Below are 15,953 nucleotides of genomic sequence, written 5' to 3'. Positions count from 1 at the left end.
ATCCTCTCTTCATATAGTTGTAGATTAATGGTCAGTCACTTTTTATAGGATTATACAGGTACGTTTCTGCTTGATTTTCCTTTTAAGGATTCGGTGTAATCACGATATCATCGATAAATGCCGTATTGTCGCCGGTACCTGAAGTTCCCACAAACCGGATTTGGTGTTTCCCCGGCTTCGAGATTTGGAAGGAATTGCTGGTATAAGCATTGTAAGATCCGCTTCCAGGTGTAAACGAACCGATCGACTGATCATCCAAATAGACATCAAAGGACTGTTGTCCACCAAAGCTGGTCCGCTTGGCTGCCTGAAACTGAATGACATAGCTGCCCGCAGGGAAGATCAGGGATTGGCTGAATTCACCCTGTTTACCATTTAGGGTCTGCAAATACGCGGCCTGCGTTCCTTCGGGTGCATCAGAGGCGCCAAACACGCTGCCATTGCGAATTCTGCCCGCGTTATTCTTGAAGCTCCAGCCCTCACCACTGCCCACAGCTACACCATTCTGAGATGTGATAGCCGGATTTTCGAAGCCTTTATTTTGCAAAACAGCCTGATCCGGTACATCAACTTTCTCTACGCTTATTTGATCAATAAAGGTTGCATGGGTGCCTGTTCCCCTTGCAGTAATGGTGATTGTATGCGAGCCATCGGGAACGGTGAACCAATCCGTCGTGAAGGATTGGTAAGTAGTGCTGGATGGGCTAATGGTACCAACCGTCTGACCGCCCACTTGAATTTGCACGGGCTGAGGTTGCTCAGCAGTCTGTGCAGCAGCTTTCAGGTTTAAGACGTAACTTCCTGCCGGGAACGTTACGGACTGAAGAAATAAACCTTGAACACCATTCTGGCTTCGAACAAAAGCAGCCTGCAGCCCGGCCGGTGCAGTCATGGTGGTCATGCTGCTGCCATTTCGCAGGATACCGGACTGATCATTAAAACTCCAATCAGCAGTAATCCCGGTCACAACACCTGTCGGATGAGTAACCGCAGGTGACTCAAAGCTTGAATTGCCGATATAGGGGTCCTCAGGGGTAATTGGAGGTGTAATTCTAACGTCATCAATAAAAGCGGTGTTGTCCCCTTGAGTCGTAGTTGCCACAAATTTGATTGTATGTTTTCCACCCGTTGTCTCGAAGGCATCTGTTCTGAACGTTTCGAAGCTGCCGGACTCGGGCTGATATGAGCCTATTACCTGATCATCAAAATAAACATCAAAGGATTGGGTGCCCCCAAAGCTGGTCCGTTTAGCCGCCTCAAATGACATTTGATATGTTCCTGGCTTGAAATGGATGGATTGACTTAGCGTGCCCGATACACCGCCATCCGTTTTCAGATAGCCTGTCTGTACCCCTTGAGGCGCGGCAGGGGCCTGAAATGGACCGTTATTGTGCTGTACACCGGAGCGGCTGTTGAACACCCATCCGTTGGTCATTGGACCCGGCCGGGCTGAGGTGGTAGCTGGTTTCTCAAAGCCAGCATTGAAAAAAGTAACCACAGGAAGTTCATCCGGAATTTCAGGATTTACATAGCAGCGTTTGTTTACACCTGGAATGGGATCTCCCAGAATGGCACTTGTGCAGGCGACGCCGTCTTCCTGTATGGAATAATTAAATAACCCATCTGCGCCGTAGGCAACAACGGCTTTTCCCTGAAAATAACAATCACCACCATTTTCAACCATGCAGAGTTTGTAACCGTCTGGTGAACTGCTGACCTGTCCGATTTGATACAGGGAGGATACGGTGCCCGAAGGCTGCATACCGGTTTTGAACGCTTTGGCCTTGTAGAGTGCGAGTGAACCTTCGTTCAGAATAATGGGTCTCACGTAAAGGGACGACTGAGCTGTAGGTTCGCTGCCGTCGGTCGTATAACGGATTTGAGCTCCGCTCGTCGCTGTCTCCAGATAGAGCACTTCGGAGCTTGGGAACACGTGACGGTCTAGGCTAAAGGTGGGAACTTCAACTTTGCCGGCCAGTGACGAAGGAAGGACGCGTACGAGAACGACGCCATATGCCGATGGATCGGCTGTACTCGTTGCGCGAACTGCAATTAACGTTTCGTCTGTCACTTGAGGTGCTTGATATACGCCGCTAGTACTGTTAATGGTGCCATTGTTTTGTCCAACGACGCTCCAAGTCACACTTCCGATGTTATCAATGACCTCTGCTCCAAGCGTGATGGAATCACCTGAGCGGACAGTAGGATTTGCGTTATCCAGCTTGATTTGCGTCTCTGCAGGCTGGGTCGTGTAAATGATAACATTGTAATCATCGCTCACATTGCGATCTGTTAACATTGCTCCCCCAGGAAAAGTTGCTGTTACAGGAGGAAGGATCGCATTTGGTTCTTGAAGGATATCGTTTTTGTATACCATTTTACGGAACGTGTTGTTTACCGCAGTACTGCCAAAATCCAGGGTAATTTCTTTTTCCGTACCTGCTTTTGCTTCGACGAGTACGGTATAATGGCCGTCGTTGTCTCTGAACGCTGCTGCGCGAACGTCGGTTGAGCCGTTCGTATCTACAGCAAAAACCTCACTGTGCTCAGGAATATAACGGTTCAGCATGCCAGCGATGTAAAATGTTTTGCGAGGGTTCAGCCCCAGGGGCAATGCATCCCACATCGTATACGTTCCGTTCGTTCCACCTGTAGGATCATTGGTCCATACCCCATTTAACTGCCACATCAGAGCTGATTTCACACCCATATTGGCTGTCTGAATCACTGAATTTGCATATCCGGCATCCCAGTTGCTGGCTTTGTCGTCTGCCCAGCCAAATTCGGTTAAATGGAGCGGTTTATCTCCCACGTATTCTTTTCGCTGCGCGAAGGCGCTGCCCAGTCCATCGTAGGATTCTCCATAAACGTGAAAGCTGTATCCATCAATGGCGTCATCCGCATGCTCTTTCATGTATTCAATCCAGGCAGGAGCACCCGTCTCTTCGGGCCCCCAGATTTCGATCAGATCGCGGAGTCCGTCCGCAGTCAGTCTGGCACTTGTTTTATTGACCATCTCGGCGTAATAGGCTTTCTGATCACCGGGAGCTTCAAAGTCCCAACTTCCGTTAGGCTCATTATAAAAGGTCAGGTACTTCACATTGTCGTATCCTCGGTTCTGAATCAATTCCTCTAGCAGAGCGGAGGCGGAAGCAACATAAGCATCCAGATCAGCTGGTGCACTTGTCCACGGATCAATTCCCGGTATCGGGAACCAATCGTGTACGGTCGATCCGACTTTCCAGCCGAAGTTCAATTCGACTTCCGTTCCAGCGGTTTTAAAGGCGTCGAGATATTTGTAAAAAGCTTTCATTTTGGCACTGTCCCATGTGTACGTACCTTTCGTAGGCTCCATCCAATCGATCTGGAACCATACTCTGGCGACCTTGGGTTCAATGGTCTGTATTCGCTTTTTATCCACCTCCCAGTGAGCTTCCGTATACCCATATTGGGTCTGACCGGGCATGAGTGCTGTTGGAATGGTGTTGACTCCAACGCCGAGAAAATCATCCTGAATGACATCATTTGTATCAATCGTTATGGTATGACTGGTGCTGTTCTCATTCTGGCTCTGGTTCTGAACAGCTGCATATGCTTGGGGAGAAACGGGAATAAACGAAGTGAGCATCGTGGTAATGAGGAGCGAAATCCCCCACCTTGAGGTTCGATAACCAGATTTACTTTTCATCTCAGCTCTCCTTTATTGGGGTATACCGCAAGATCGAATGCAGAAGCCAGGATTTCATGTAGACCTTCTGTACGCCAATCTGTTTGCGGCAATTAAAATGATAGCGTTTTCAATAAAATTCGGATTTGAATTATCCACTGAAACGGTTGAAAAAAAGTCGCTCAGGTTGAACAAAACAAAGCACAGTTGAACGATTTTGCTCGGAAACGGTCTTTACGAAACGAAATATGCATTCTATGCTCTTGATAAGAGAACAAACGTTAGGAAGGTGACACATGCTATGAATTCGTCAAACAGCGAAGCGAACAGAGAACGATGCAATCCATTAAACTTTGAAAATAAAAATCGTACCCTTACTGCCCTTCGGGTTGCTGCGAACGGTCGTTATCTGGAGACATTGCAGGGCGTTCCTTTTTTCTGGCTGGGAGACACGGCTTGGGAATTGCTTCATCGCCTGAACCAGGAAGAGAGCGAGCTGTATTTACGTACAAGGGCAGCCCAGTGCTTCACTGTCATTCAGACCGTACTGCTTGCGGAGTTTAGTGGTGTCACAACGGAAAATGCACAGGGTAGACTGCCCTTGTATATGAGTGAAGAAGGTGAACCCGATCCAACCCGACCGGATACCGAGGGAACTTACTCCTATTGGGATCATGTGGATTACATACTTGACCTTGCAGATAGCCTTGGACTTTATGTGGCGCTGCTGCCGACTTGGGGTGACAAGTTTAATAAAAAGTGGGGGAAAGGGCCGGAGATATTCACACCAGAAACTGCGTTTATTTACGGGAAATGGCTAGGTGAGAGATATGCTGATTACCATCAGATCGTTTGGGTGCTGGGAGGGGACCGTCCACTGGAAACGAAACGTCATTTTGACATTGTCACGTCCATGGCACAAGGGCTCAAACAAGGCGGTGCACGGCAACTAATGACCTTCCATCCGCCCGGTTGTGATTCATCTTCCCGCCAACTTCATGAGGAGTCCTGGCTGGATTTCAATATGATTCAGTCTGGACATGGAGAGCGAGAGATTACCAACAACAGTCGTGTACAACAAGATTATGAACGTGTGCCCGTTAAACCGACGCTGGATGCTGAGCCATGCTACGAGGATATTCCCGTCGGATTCAGAGGTGAACAAGGCTATTTTGATGCAGCCGATGTGAGAAGAGCTGCATATTATGCGTTATTCTCAGGCGCGCTGGGTCACACATATGGTCATCATTCAATATGGTCTATGTATCAGGGGACGGATGATCTGGCTGAATCTAACAGCATGGGCGATTATTTCATCATGTCCTGGCGCGAAGCACTGCATCGCCCAGGAGCGAAACAGATGCGTCATGCTCGTACACTGCTTGAAGAGGAGATCGGTCCGGATTGGAGACCCAATTCACAACTGATTCACCTCAACCGTACAGGTGCCAATTATGCTGTTGCTGCACAAAATAAATATAACGCTTACATATATCTGCCCAGTGGCTTGTATGTTGACGTGGTCATGGGGTATATTGAGGGCAAACAGGTCAAAGCCATATGGTTTTGCCCCAGAACAGGAGGCAGGACCGAAGTTTCTAGAGATTTTACAATACCGAACCAAGGCATTAAACGTTTCACAGCCCCAACCAGCGGAAGAGGGAACGACTGGATTTTGATTTTGAAAGGGGTTTGATGCATGTATAAGGTAATGATTGTCGAGGATGAAATGCTGGTTCGCATCGGACTGAAAAATTCCGTCGAGTGGAGCAAATTTGGGCTTGAGGTGTCCGCCGATTTTCCGGATGGCCAATCTGCATGGGACTATTATGAGCGCGAGAAACCCGATGTGGTCATTACCGATATCAGTATGCCGAGAATGGATGGCATGGAGCTGATCTCCAATATCCGCAAGCAGGACAAATATACACGTGTCGTTGTGCTATCTTGTTTGGAAGAGTTCGAGCTTGCCCGCAAAGCACTGACACTGGACGTATCCAGTTATATTCTGAAGCTGACGATGACGGAAGAAGAGATTGAGCAAGTGTTGACCGGGGTCAGGGAAGAGCTGGATCAGCAGCATAACTCAACCCATGTTCAGGGCAGAGCAGCTGCAGCATCCCCGGATATGGAGCTTGTGAAGGAAAAGATGTTTAAGGATTTTATGTTCTACCGTATCTTTTCAGCGGAGGAATTTGCCAGTTTCATTACAGACAGCGGCCTTCGGCTCTCGCCTGTTCGCTTGGTCGTTTGCGTGATGGAAGTGGACCGGTATGTTTCGCTCAAGGAACGTTTCCGGGATGAGCATGGTCATCTGGTCAAGATGTCGCTGTTAAACATATTAAGCGAGATTATGTCCGGTTATAAACGAGGAGAAGCGGTTCAGATCAACGACCGGCACTACGCACTTGTACTGCATTTTGCTGATCTGCTGTCCGAACAAGCCATCGTGCAGGAGATTCGTCAACTGCTCGAACATATTCAGGATACTATTCGCCATTATTTTAACAGTACCGTTTCGTTTGGGATCAGCAGTGTCAACGGAGGGTATGATTCGCTCCCCAGACAATACGCCGAAGCACAACGCGCATTGCAGCGCAAATTCATCACAGGCTCCGGACAGCAGCATCAAGGAACAGGGCGGGCAGACTATACTGGTGTGCTTGCCAGGCTTGAACAGATTCGAAACCACACATCCATTCGGGAATTGCTGCCGAAACTCAAAGAGAAAGAATATGATGAATGGCTGGATGAGATGGAACGTGGCATGAACCAAGAGCGAAAATCCATGGAGGTCACCATCTACCAGTTCGTACAGTGGGTGAATACCCATGTATATGATCATAACAACGAAAAAACGCTGCTGCTCAGCATGACCGAGAATCTGGAAACCTGTGACACGATGCCGGATATGCTCGACCAGGTACTCGTATACATGGATACGTTGGTTGACTTGATTAGCAAACGCTTACAAATGAGTGATGAGATCACCCGGGCCATTGAGTACGTGAAGCGGCATTATACGGAGAACATTAGTCTTCAAATGGTTGCAGATCATGTTGGATTAAGCCCGGGATACCTTAGTAACCTGTTCCGCAGAGAGCTGCAGATTACGTATATCGACTATGTAAACCGATACCGGATTGAACGGGCAAAGGAGCTGCTTGCCCAAAGTCAGCTGCGTTCTTCCGATGTGCCCGCTTTGGTTGGATTTTCGCCGGAGTACACGTATTTCAGCAAGGTTTTCAAAAAAATCACCGGTCTTAATCCGAATGAATATCGCAGACAAACGACGAACAAAGACAAGAGGGTGCCCTAATGAAGAAATCCCTCCAATCGCTTTTTGATTCCAGACAGCTGAGAACCCAGCTCATTCTCTATATTATGGTCATCAGCCTCGCCGTACTGGCTGGGGCTTCTTATTTTATTTATTCCTTTATGCAAAACATGATCAAGATTCAAAATGAACGGCTGCTCTACCAGCAGTTTCAGCAGCTTGACCATAATATCGGCGGACTGGTGAAGGAGATTGATCGGTTATCCATGCTTTTTTTGCGAGATGAACACATTCAGCGATTTTTGTACAAAATTTCGGAGAAAACGGAAGAAGAATTCCTCGAATCCAAAAACGATGTGCAGCGCGTCATTGCTGATTTTATTGACAACTACAATTATATCGATTCCATCTATATTACGGCCAACAACCTGGGAGCAGTTGGAGGAAGCCAGAAGCGGACGCTCGTTTACGATCGGGATGCATGGCAGAAGAGTTTCTTCACCTCCGAACCCTTTCTTCAGACGCTTGAACAGTATCCTCAGCTGATTATCCATTCCGGGATCAAAAAATCGTTCTACAACCCTTATCTCACCGGCAAAGATGACGGCTATCTAATCAGTCTGATGCGAGGAACTCGTGCAATCTATGATCCAACGACAAGTGCCACACTGATCATCAATATAGATGAACGCTATCTGTCATCCATCTACTCTACGGCGCTGAACAGCGAAGAAGGAGACATGTACATCGCGAACGCTGAGGGAATGGTTTTATCGGCCAGTGAGGCGGATCGGGTAGGTACGCAGAGTCACTTGAAACCTGGTGTGGAGCTGGCGGATGGAGCTTACGGAAGTTTGGATGACGAAAAAGGCGGACGCAGCATGCAGGTTGTATATTACAAACTCCATGACGGCGGCTGGTATCTCCTGAAGGAAATTCCGCTCAGCCAGTATGCGGATCAGATCCTGGGTGTTCAACGAATGTTGGTACTGGTATTCACGATTAGTGTGCTCGCCATATTTATCGCCTCATACTTCTGGTTGCGCAAAATCATTAAACCGCTGAACCAATTGTCCAGCAAAATGAAAGATATGAGCCGCGGTGAACTCGGGGTCACCGTGGATTATGTTCCGAATAATGAGCTGGGCAGGGTTATCCGCCGCTTTAATGAGATGTCGCTCAGCATGGTTGAGCTGGTGGATAAAAACAATGAGATTCAAGAGAAGAAGAGGGAGCTTGAGCTGGAGGCATTGCAATATCAGATCAATCCACATTTCTTGTATAACACGCTGAATATGATCCGCTGGATGGCTGTCATCGTGAAGGCTGACAACATTGTTAATACGATTGTAGCACTCGGCAATATTTTGCGTCCTGTATTCTCCAGCAAAGATTCGATGTGTTCCCTTCGTGACGAGCTGTCGTATGTCGACAACTATTTGAGAATCATCAACATGCGATTCAACAATAACATTACATTCACGATGGACGTGGATGAGCATTGGATGGATTGTCAGGTTCCACGCTTTATTCTGCAGCCGCTGCTGGAGAATTCCATTGCATCGGGCAGACAGAGCGAAGACTTTGCCATCCAGATCAGGATCAGTGTCTCTGGCGACCATAATCGTCTGATGTTATGCGTCACAGATTCCGGCATTGGCATGGATAAGGAGAGCCTCAATGCACTAAACGAAAAGCTGGCAAGCGGTGAATCACCCAAATCCACCGTTGGCGGAAGTGGAATCGGGCTCAATAACGTCAATAAACGGATTCGATTATATTATGGCCCGGACTTCGGCATTCACTTCGTTCCTGCTGAGCAGGGGGCTAAGGTGATCGTTACATTGCCAGTTCACCGACTGTAAAACAGGAGCTTATGTCTGGATATGTGGGTACAGCAACATTCGAACACAAAATGATCTACGCTCTCGTGAGCTTGGCCGGAAGGCAGCACATGAGGGCGTTTTTTTATAAAGTGGTGGTGGATTTGTTCAAGCAAAAGCCTAAAATTTTTCAAGTGAGCCTGTGAGGCAGAATTGTTTTTTTCAAGCAGATCAAGGGATTCTTCATTCAAGCGAAGAAAAGAAAGCGTTACCATATGAATAAGCACAAACGAAAGCAAACGCACAAAGGAGAAATTCATATGCAACGTACCGAGACCCTGAACAGCTCTGTGAAGCAAAGAGCTGGCAAGTTGAACCGCAAGGACGGCATACACCTCCTGCTACTAGCCACACCGTTCGTCCTGTTTACGCTGGCCTTCAGTTATGTCCCTTTATTCGGATGGATCTATGCATTCTTTGATTACAAACCAGGCATTCCGCTTCAACAAACTCCGTTTTTGGGACTGGAAAATTTCCGCAACATGTTCGATGATCCGCGGATGGGACCCGTACTGGCTAATACGCTGGCACTGAGCCTGTTGTCCATTGCAACAGCCCCCATACCGATGCTGCTTGCCATCCTGATTTCGGAGGTTCGTTCCGGCTGGTTCAAACGGCTGGTGCAGACCGTGTCCACACTTCCGAATTATATCAGCTGGATTATCGTATTCTCTTTAGCGTTCAGCATGTTCAGCACGGAGGGAGCCGTCAATTCCATCATGTTAAAAACGGGTATCGGCAGTCCTCCAGTCGATATCCTGGGCAATTATGACCGTGTCTGGACGGTGCAAACGTTGCTGCTGCTGTGGAAATCTGCAGGATGGAGCGCCATCATCTATCTGGCCGCCATCGTCGGCATCGACAGCGAGCAGTATGATGCAGCTAAGGTGGATGGCGCCGGACGCATGCGCACCATTTGGCATATTACGCTGCCGAGCATTATGCCGACCTTCATTGTGCTCTTGCTGCTCTCGGTCAGTAACCTGCTCTCCGCGGGTTTCGAGCAATATCTCGTATTCAGTAACGTCATGATAGCAGACCGGATTGAAGTGCTTGACCTTTATGTATATCGGCTCGGTCTTGTGACTGGAGATTACTCGTACTCCACAGCCGTAGGCATTTTCAAAACCGTCATCAGTGTCCTGCTGCTCTTCAGTGTTAACATTCTATCCAAGAAAGTTCGCGGTCAAGGCATTGTCTGACACGCTGGGAAAGGAGACATACAGAGATGCGAACACAACCCGCAGGACAGACGCTTCGTCCGGTGCGCCACACGGACTGGAAAGATCTGACCTTCACCCTGTTTAATTACATCATGCTGTCACTGCTTGTCATCATCACCATATATCCGTTTTATTATATTCTCATCTATTCCATCAGTGATCCCATTGAGGTTCAAAAAGGGGTATACCTCCGGCCAGCTGGCTTCTCTCTTGAAGCGTACAGAGCGACAGTTCAGCTGCCAGGCATCCTTGACGCAGCCATTGTAAGTGTCTCCCGAACGGTGCTGGGTACACTGATTACGGTTTTCAGCTGTTCATTCTTTGCCTATCTCATTACCAAGGAAGAGATGCCGTACCGCAAAATCATTTACCGCTTTGTTCTGATTACCATGTACTTCAATGCAGGCTTTATTCCGTGGTATCTGACCATGAAAACTTACGGCTTGCAAAACAATTTCTTGTTATACATTATCCCAAGTGCCATGTCTGGATTTAATATTATTCTGATCAAAACGTTCATTGAACAGCTGCCCGCATCACTAGAGGAATCGGCCAAGATCGATGGGGCTGGTTACTTCAGAATCTATCGCAGCATTATTTTTCCGCTGTCGATGCCTATCATAGCCACCATTGCGGTGTTCTCAGCCGTGGGTCAGTGGAATACCTGGTTCGATAACTTCTTTCTGGTGGAAAATCCGAAGCTGCAAACGCTGCAGCTCGTGCTATACAATTTCTTGAATCAGTCGAGCAATCTTTCCAATATGACGACCGAAGAACTGACCCGTGGGGACGTTGTCCGATCACTGACACCACAGTCCATTCGCATGACGATTACGATGCTCGTCACGCTACCCATCGTACTGGTGTACCCGATGCTGCAGCGTTACTTCGTCAAAGGCATCATGATGGGTGCCGTGAAGGGTTAAGGTTTATATGAATCTCTAATCAAACCGGATTATCCGGCATCTGCCGATAATCATAGAAGAATAAACAGGAGGGGTTATGACATGAGAACTAAAAAATCGTTTCGCCGTGTAATGGCACTGTTTATCATGACGTCTATGCTGCTGGCAGCCTGTACAGGTGGCGGCTCGGGAACAGGCCAGACGGATACGGGGGGAGCGGGTTCATCAGACACCGGCTCGGACAAAGGCCTCGTGACACTTCGGGTACTCATAATGGAAACTGGCTCCAAATGGAATACACAACAGCATAACGAGGTGGCACAGGCTATTGCGGAGAAGATCGGTGTCAAGATTGAATACGTAGAAGCAGACGAGAATAAATTCAATGTATTGCTGGCTGGCGGCGATCTGCCCGACCTGGTGCGTACGGATGTGAACAAATACCAGAAGCAGCTAATTGAGGGAGATCTCATTGTTCCACTTGACGAGTTGCTTGCCACATCAGGCAAAGATATTACGGCGAACATCGGAACAGTAGTTGAATACAGCAAACAGAACTGGAGTAACGGTACGGGCAAACTGTATTTTCTGCCTCCGCAAGTACAATCCAAACCAGGTACGTCCATTGCACCCATAACGATTGGTCCAACGATACGTTGGGACTGGTATAAGGAAATCGGCGCACCGGAAATGGTAACGATGGATGACCTGCTGGACGTTGTAGCAAAAATTGTGGAGAAACACCCGCAGACTGAAGACGGGAAAAAAGTTTACGGCGTGTCCATGTGGCAGGATTGGGGGCTCTGGCCTTATACCATTCCACCCGTCATCTTCACTGAGAGTGTAAGCGCTACAAGCGATCTGACAGCATCCCAAGTTGGCGGCAGTGAGTTCATCAGCAATTTGACCGACGAGTCCTCTAATTTCTGGACAGCACTGAATTTCTATAACAAGGCTCAACGCAGAGGCTTGCTTGATCCGGACTCCCTTACGATGAAAAACAATGACTATATGGCGAAAGCCACTGCAGGACAGATCGTTGTCGGTCCAGCCACTTGGGCAATGGGGGATTTCAATGCACAGCATGCAAGCGAGGGCAAGGGATATCTGGTTGTACCTGCCGGCAAACTTGCATGGACGGGAGCAGTCAATCCGCTTGGATGGCAGGATAAAGCCTACAGCATTTCGAAAACGTCCAAAAATCCTGAAAAAGCAATGGAATTCCTGAATTATATTTACTCCTATGAGGGTGCACGAACCATGTATAACGGTGTGGAAGGCAAGCACTGGAAGACCGTGGACGGCAAACCGACACTTACAGATGAAACGCTCGCTCTCAAAGCAGCAGGCGGTGCACCGTATGAAGCCACCGGACTGTCGCTGGACCGCAACATCATTGGGCTCGGTGGCAACATGATCAATCCGAATGACAAGATGCCGGTCGACCTCTTTACTTGGGAGGAAGCGTTATCCAAAGCGGCCACACCACTTGAAAAGGACTTTGCCGAATACTATGGCGCTTCTTACTCGGGAGAGGTGTTCAAACAGTTGATTGATGAAGGCAAATTAAACACGTTTACCACCTGGATGAACGGCATGTCGGACGAAGAGATTGTACAGCGCAATACCGTTCCAGGCGTAACCTTGGATGACAAACTGAAGAAACAGGAGTCCGAGCTCAAAGAGTTGGCAGCACGCGAGGCCGCCAAAATCATTCTTTCCAAGGATGATCAGGCATTTGAAGCGAACAAACAAGCTGCACTTGCGGCATTCAAAAAAGCTGGCGCAGATGAGTTTTCTGCCTGGTATAACGCTGAAGTTCAGCGGCTTCGTCAAGCTCATGGGCTGTAATAAGACTTGGCTGTAACGGTAAGCGGCAGAGTGGGGAGCTAGAGCTGTGAAGTTTTAGCTCCTTTTTCTTTTGAACATTCGGATTGACAGGAGTTGATGCAGAAGTGAATCACATTTTATCAACTGGCGGGAGTGACCTGCCAGCAGCAATAAAAGTCACCACTGAAGAGGCATTCACATGGCGAGCTTCGTGGATCTGGGGAGAAGGCGAGGATTGGCCCCGTAACGAATGGCGTTGTTTTCGGCGGGAATTCGAATTGCAGGAATGGGAGTATGGAAGCGCTGAGGTAACCATTACGGCTGATGCCAGATATGTCTTGTATGTCAACGGTGTGCTGTGTGGCAGAGGACCCAATCGCTCTTGGCCTTTTGAACTGAACTACCATGTGCATGAAGTTGGTCATCTGCTTCGGACAGGGCGTAATGTTCTCGCAGTTCTGGTAATCAGCTATGGCGTGGCTACGTTCACGTATCTGCCGGGGAGGGGAGGACTTCTTGCTCAACTGGAATCGGTACACCCAGCAGCGGAAGGTATTCAGCCGCGAAGACAATTTATCGTGGGTTCGGATGAATCCTGGCAGACTGCACTTCATGCCGGTTATGAACGGCGGTCAGCACGCATGTCCTGTCAGCTTGGCTTTGCTGAACAAGTGGATGCATCCCGCTGGGACGAAGGCTGGGTTGGAGCAGAAGCGTTGTCTTATCCTGAGGATGATGGCTGGACTGCTGCACGGATCATTGGCACACCAGGCATTGCGCCTTGGGAAAACTTGATTCCGAGTGACATACCCGAATTGACCGAGCAAGAAGTATGGCCTATTCGAGTGGAATCAGTCAAAGAAGTGTTTCTCGTATCCTGGACGCATGTGCTGGATGTGCGAGAAGCGATGGACCCGGGGAGCAGGCTGCATGCCAATCCCGTATCCTTTGCCGGTTATGCTGCAGCAGTTATTCGGGCAAGTGGCGAAGCTGAAGCTGTCATTGGGTTTTTCAGCGCTTTTCATGCGCTGCGTGGCATAACGCTCAACGGTACACATTATCCAGCGACAGCTATGAGCGGGGAACATCCACGTAGAATTCAGCGGGTTACGCTGCAGCCAGGAGACAATCTGCTGCTGGTCGAGCTGGCTGGACCGGATCATGGCGGCGGGCTGCACCTTGGAATCGACTGCGACGTTCCTTTTACAGTTGTACCGCCACTTGATGATTTACAGGCGAGCAAAACACCCTTTGCCTTAATAGGTCCATTTGCGACTTTTGTGCATATCGACCATCAGCCGGCTCATGATCCCATCCGAGCATATCAGGGATTTGGCGGTAATCAACCTTTGGATGGAAAGGCCTTTCCGGATGCAGAAGTGTACCTACGATGCCGAAATTTGGCCTCTGTCTCTGAGCTTGCTCCATACCTGGCCTGGATAAAGCCGTTTCCCGAGAGACTCAGCTCGGATGCTTCAATCTTTACGTCCAGCATCTGGAAGAGTCAGGAGCAAGCACGTCCCGTTCCTGCGGATTTGCAGCAAGTATGCTTCGCCAATCGGCAGCCTGCCATCGTGCCGACAAGCTCTGCCGGGAGAAGTACCGAGCTGATTCTGGACTTTGGCCGTGAATGGTCCGGTTACCTTCAATTCGAAGTGGATGCTTCGGAAGGCACCATTATTGATGCATACGGTTTTGAGTATATGGAGGGTAGGTGGCGTCAGGATACCTTTGGCGTTGATAATACGCTGCGTTACGTTTGCCGTGACGGAAGACAAAGCTATGAATCTCCAGTGAGGAGAGGGCTGCGGTATCTGATGCTTACCATACACGGGAATACGAGACCCGTGCGGCTGTTTGGTGTTACCCTCGCGCAGAGCAATTATCCAGTTGCAGAGATTGGTCGATTCCATTGCTCCGATTCGCTTTTGAATGACATCTGGGAGATCAGCAAGCATACCACCCGGCTGTGCATGGAGGATACTTTTGTGGATTGCCCCGCTTATGAACAGGTTTTCTGGGTTGGCGACAGCCGCAATGAAGCGCTTGTCAACTATTATGTGTTCGGTGCAACCGATATCGTACGACATTGTCTGCAGCTCGTTCCAGGATCAAGCCGCCAAACGCCGCTCTATGTGAATCAGGTGCCCAGCGGCTGGAGCAGCGTAATCCCGAATTGGACCTTTTTCTGGGTCACCGCTTGCCTCGAATATGCCCGCTATACCGGGAGCAGGGAATTTGCAGCGAGGATCTGGCCCAAAGTGAAGTTCACGCTGGATCATTATTTGCAGCATATCGATGCCAAAGGACTCTTTACCATTAAAGCCTGGAATCTGCTGGACTGGGCACCGATGGAGCAGCCCAACGACGGGACGGTCACGCATCAAAATACGATATTTGCGCGCACGCTGGCAGATGCGGCCCAGTTGTCCGAAATGGCAGGCTGCACAGAAGAGAGTCTATTCTATTTTTCCGCATCCGAAAGTTTAACCCGTGCGATAAATACCCATTTGTGGAGTGAAGAGCATCAGGCTTATGTGGACTGCATCCATGCGAATGGTGCTTGTTCAAGCATCTTTAGCATGCAGACCCAGGTGATGGCACTGGTTACCGGAATAGCAACAGGGGAACGCAGGGAAAAGCTTATTTCGTATTTAACCTTGCCGCCTGAGAATTTTGTGGCTATCGGCAGTCCGTTTATGACGTTCTTCTATTATGAAGCTCTCGTGATGAGCGGTGCGACGGATTATATGCTGCAGGACATGAGGAAGCAATTCGGCGAAATGGTGAAACACGAAGCAACCACCTGCTGGGAAATGTACCCCGGATTTACCGAGAATCGGGCGAATCCCAAAGATTTGACACGCAGTCATTGTCACGCCTGGTCGGCAGCACCGGGGTACTTTTTGGGTGCATCCGTACTAGGGGTTCGTCCCATTGCAGATGGTTGGACACGAATTCTTGTTGCTCCGCAGCCTGGTGATTTGCAATGGGCAAAAGGGGCCGTGCCGCTTCCCGGTGACGGAAGAGTTGATGTAGCCTGGCAGATTCGTGAAGAAGAAGGAGAGCTTGTATTTCAAATGGAGGTATGTGCACCGAAGGAAGTTACGATTGTGATGGAGGCTCCTGAAGGGTTTCGGCCAGTGCTTATACACCAAACATTATGAA

8 protein-coding genes are annotated in these 15,953 nt (G+C 48.9%); 7 read left to right on the top strand and 1 reads right to left on the bottom strand.

Going from position 1 to position 15,953, the window contains the following annotated elements:
• Positions 1-82 precede the first annotated feature (82 nt).
• Positions 83-3,688 (bottom strand): chitobiase/beta-hexosaminidase C-terminal domain-containing protein, encoded by a 3,606-nt coding sequence (locus tag AC3RCI_RS16775; protein WP_492525634.1) that lies wholly within the window; start codon positions 3,686-3,688, stop codon positions 83-85.
• Between the two features lie 280 nt (positions 3,689-3,968).
• Here AC3RCI_RS16775 and AC3RCI_RS16770 point away from each other — a divergent pair, with 280 nt between their 5' ends.
• From AC3RCI_RS16770 to AC3RCI_RS16740, 7 genes are all read left to right on the top strand, one after another.
• Complete coding sequence (locus AC3RCI_RS16770) at positions 3,969-5,363, top strand: glycoside hydrolase family 140 protein (RefSeq protein ID WP_492525632.1); 1,395 nt, start codon at positions 3,969-3,971, stop codon at positions 5,361-5,363.
• A gap of 3 nt (positions 5,364-5,366) precedes the next feature.
• Positions 5,367-6,986 (top strand): response regulator, encoded by a 1,620-nt coding sequence (locus AC3RCI_RS16765; RefSeq protein WP_492525630.1) that lies wholly within the window; start codon positions 5,367-5,369, stop codon positions 6,984-6,986.
• A complete protein-coding gene (locus tag AC3RCI_RS16760) occupies positions 6,986-8,809 on the top strand; it encodes a cache domain-containing sensor histidine kinase (protein WP_492525628.1) in 1,824 nt (607 codons plus the stop codon). Before AC3RCI_RS16765 ends, AC3RCI_RS16760 begins: the two co-directional genes overlap by 1 nt.
• Before the next feature lie 278 nt (positions 8,810-9,087).
• Entirely contained in the window at positions 9,088-10,029 is a 942-nt protein-coding gene (locus AC3RCI_RS16755; RefSeq protein WP_095286627.1) for an ABC transporter permease, read from the top strand.
• Positions 10,030-10,055: 26 nt separating this feature from the next.
• Positions 10,056-10,976 carry a carbohydrate ABC transporter permease gene (locus AC3RCI_RS16750; protein WP_492525626.1) on the top strand — a complete coding sequence of 307 codons (921 nt, stop codon included), beginning with the start codon at positions 10,056-10,058 and terminating at the stop codon, positions 10,974-10,976.
• 81 nt (positions 10,977-11,057) lie between these two features.
• A complete protein-coding gene (locus AC3RCI_RS16745) occupies positions 11,058-12,806 on the top strand; it encodes an extracellular solute-binding protein (protein WP_492525624.1) in 1,749 nt (582 codons plus the stop codon).
• 104 nt (positions 12,807-12,910) lie between these two features.
• On the top strand, positions 12,911-15,952 hold the full coding sequence (locus AC3RCI_RS16740; protein ID WP_492525622.1) for a family 78 glycoside hydrolase catalytic domain: 3,042 nt from the start codon (positions 12,911-12,913) through the stop codon (positions 15,950-15,952).
• Position 15,953: the final 1 nt, after the last annotated feature.

Source organism: Paenibacillus sp. MT124, from assembly GCF_058792755.1.
This window is presented reverse-complemented; position numbering and strand designations above follow the sequence as displayed.

What these genes read in the sequence shown, in the direction of transcription:
- AC3RCI_RS16765 (WP_492525630.1), top strand. Translation starts at nt 5,367, where the DNA reads ATGTATAAGGTAATGATTGTCGAGGATGAAATGCTGGTTCGCATCGGA.
- AC3RCI_RS16770 (WP_492525632.1), top strand. Translation starts at nt 3,969, where the DNA reads ATGAATTCGTCAAACAGCGAAGCGAACAGAGAACGATGCAATCCATTA.
- AC3RCI_RS16775 (WP_492525634.1), bottom strand. Translation starts at nt 3,688, where the DNA reads ATGAAAAGTAAATCTGGTTATCGAACCTCAAGGTGGGGGATTTCGCTC.
- AC3RCI_RS16755 (WP_095286627.1), top strand. Translation starts at nt 9,088, where the DNA reads ATGCAACGTACCGAGACCCTGAACAGCTCTGTGAAGCAAAGAGCTGGC.
- AC3RCI_RS16750 (WP_492525626.1), top strand. Translation starts at nt 10,056, where the DNA reads ATGCGAACACAACCCGCAGGACAGACGCTTCGTCCGGTGCGCCACACG.
- AC3RCI_RS16745 (WP_492525624.1), top strand. Translation starts at nt 11,058, where the DNA reads ATGAGAACTAAAAAATCGTTTCGCCGTGTAATGGCACTGTTTATCATG.
- AC3RCI_RS16760 (WP_492525628.1), top strand. Translation starts at nt 6,986, where the DNA reads ATGAAGAAATCCCTCCAATCGCTTTTTGATTCCAGACAGCTGAGAACC.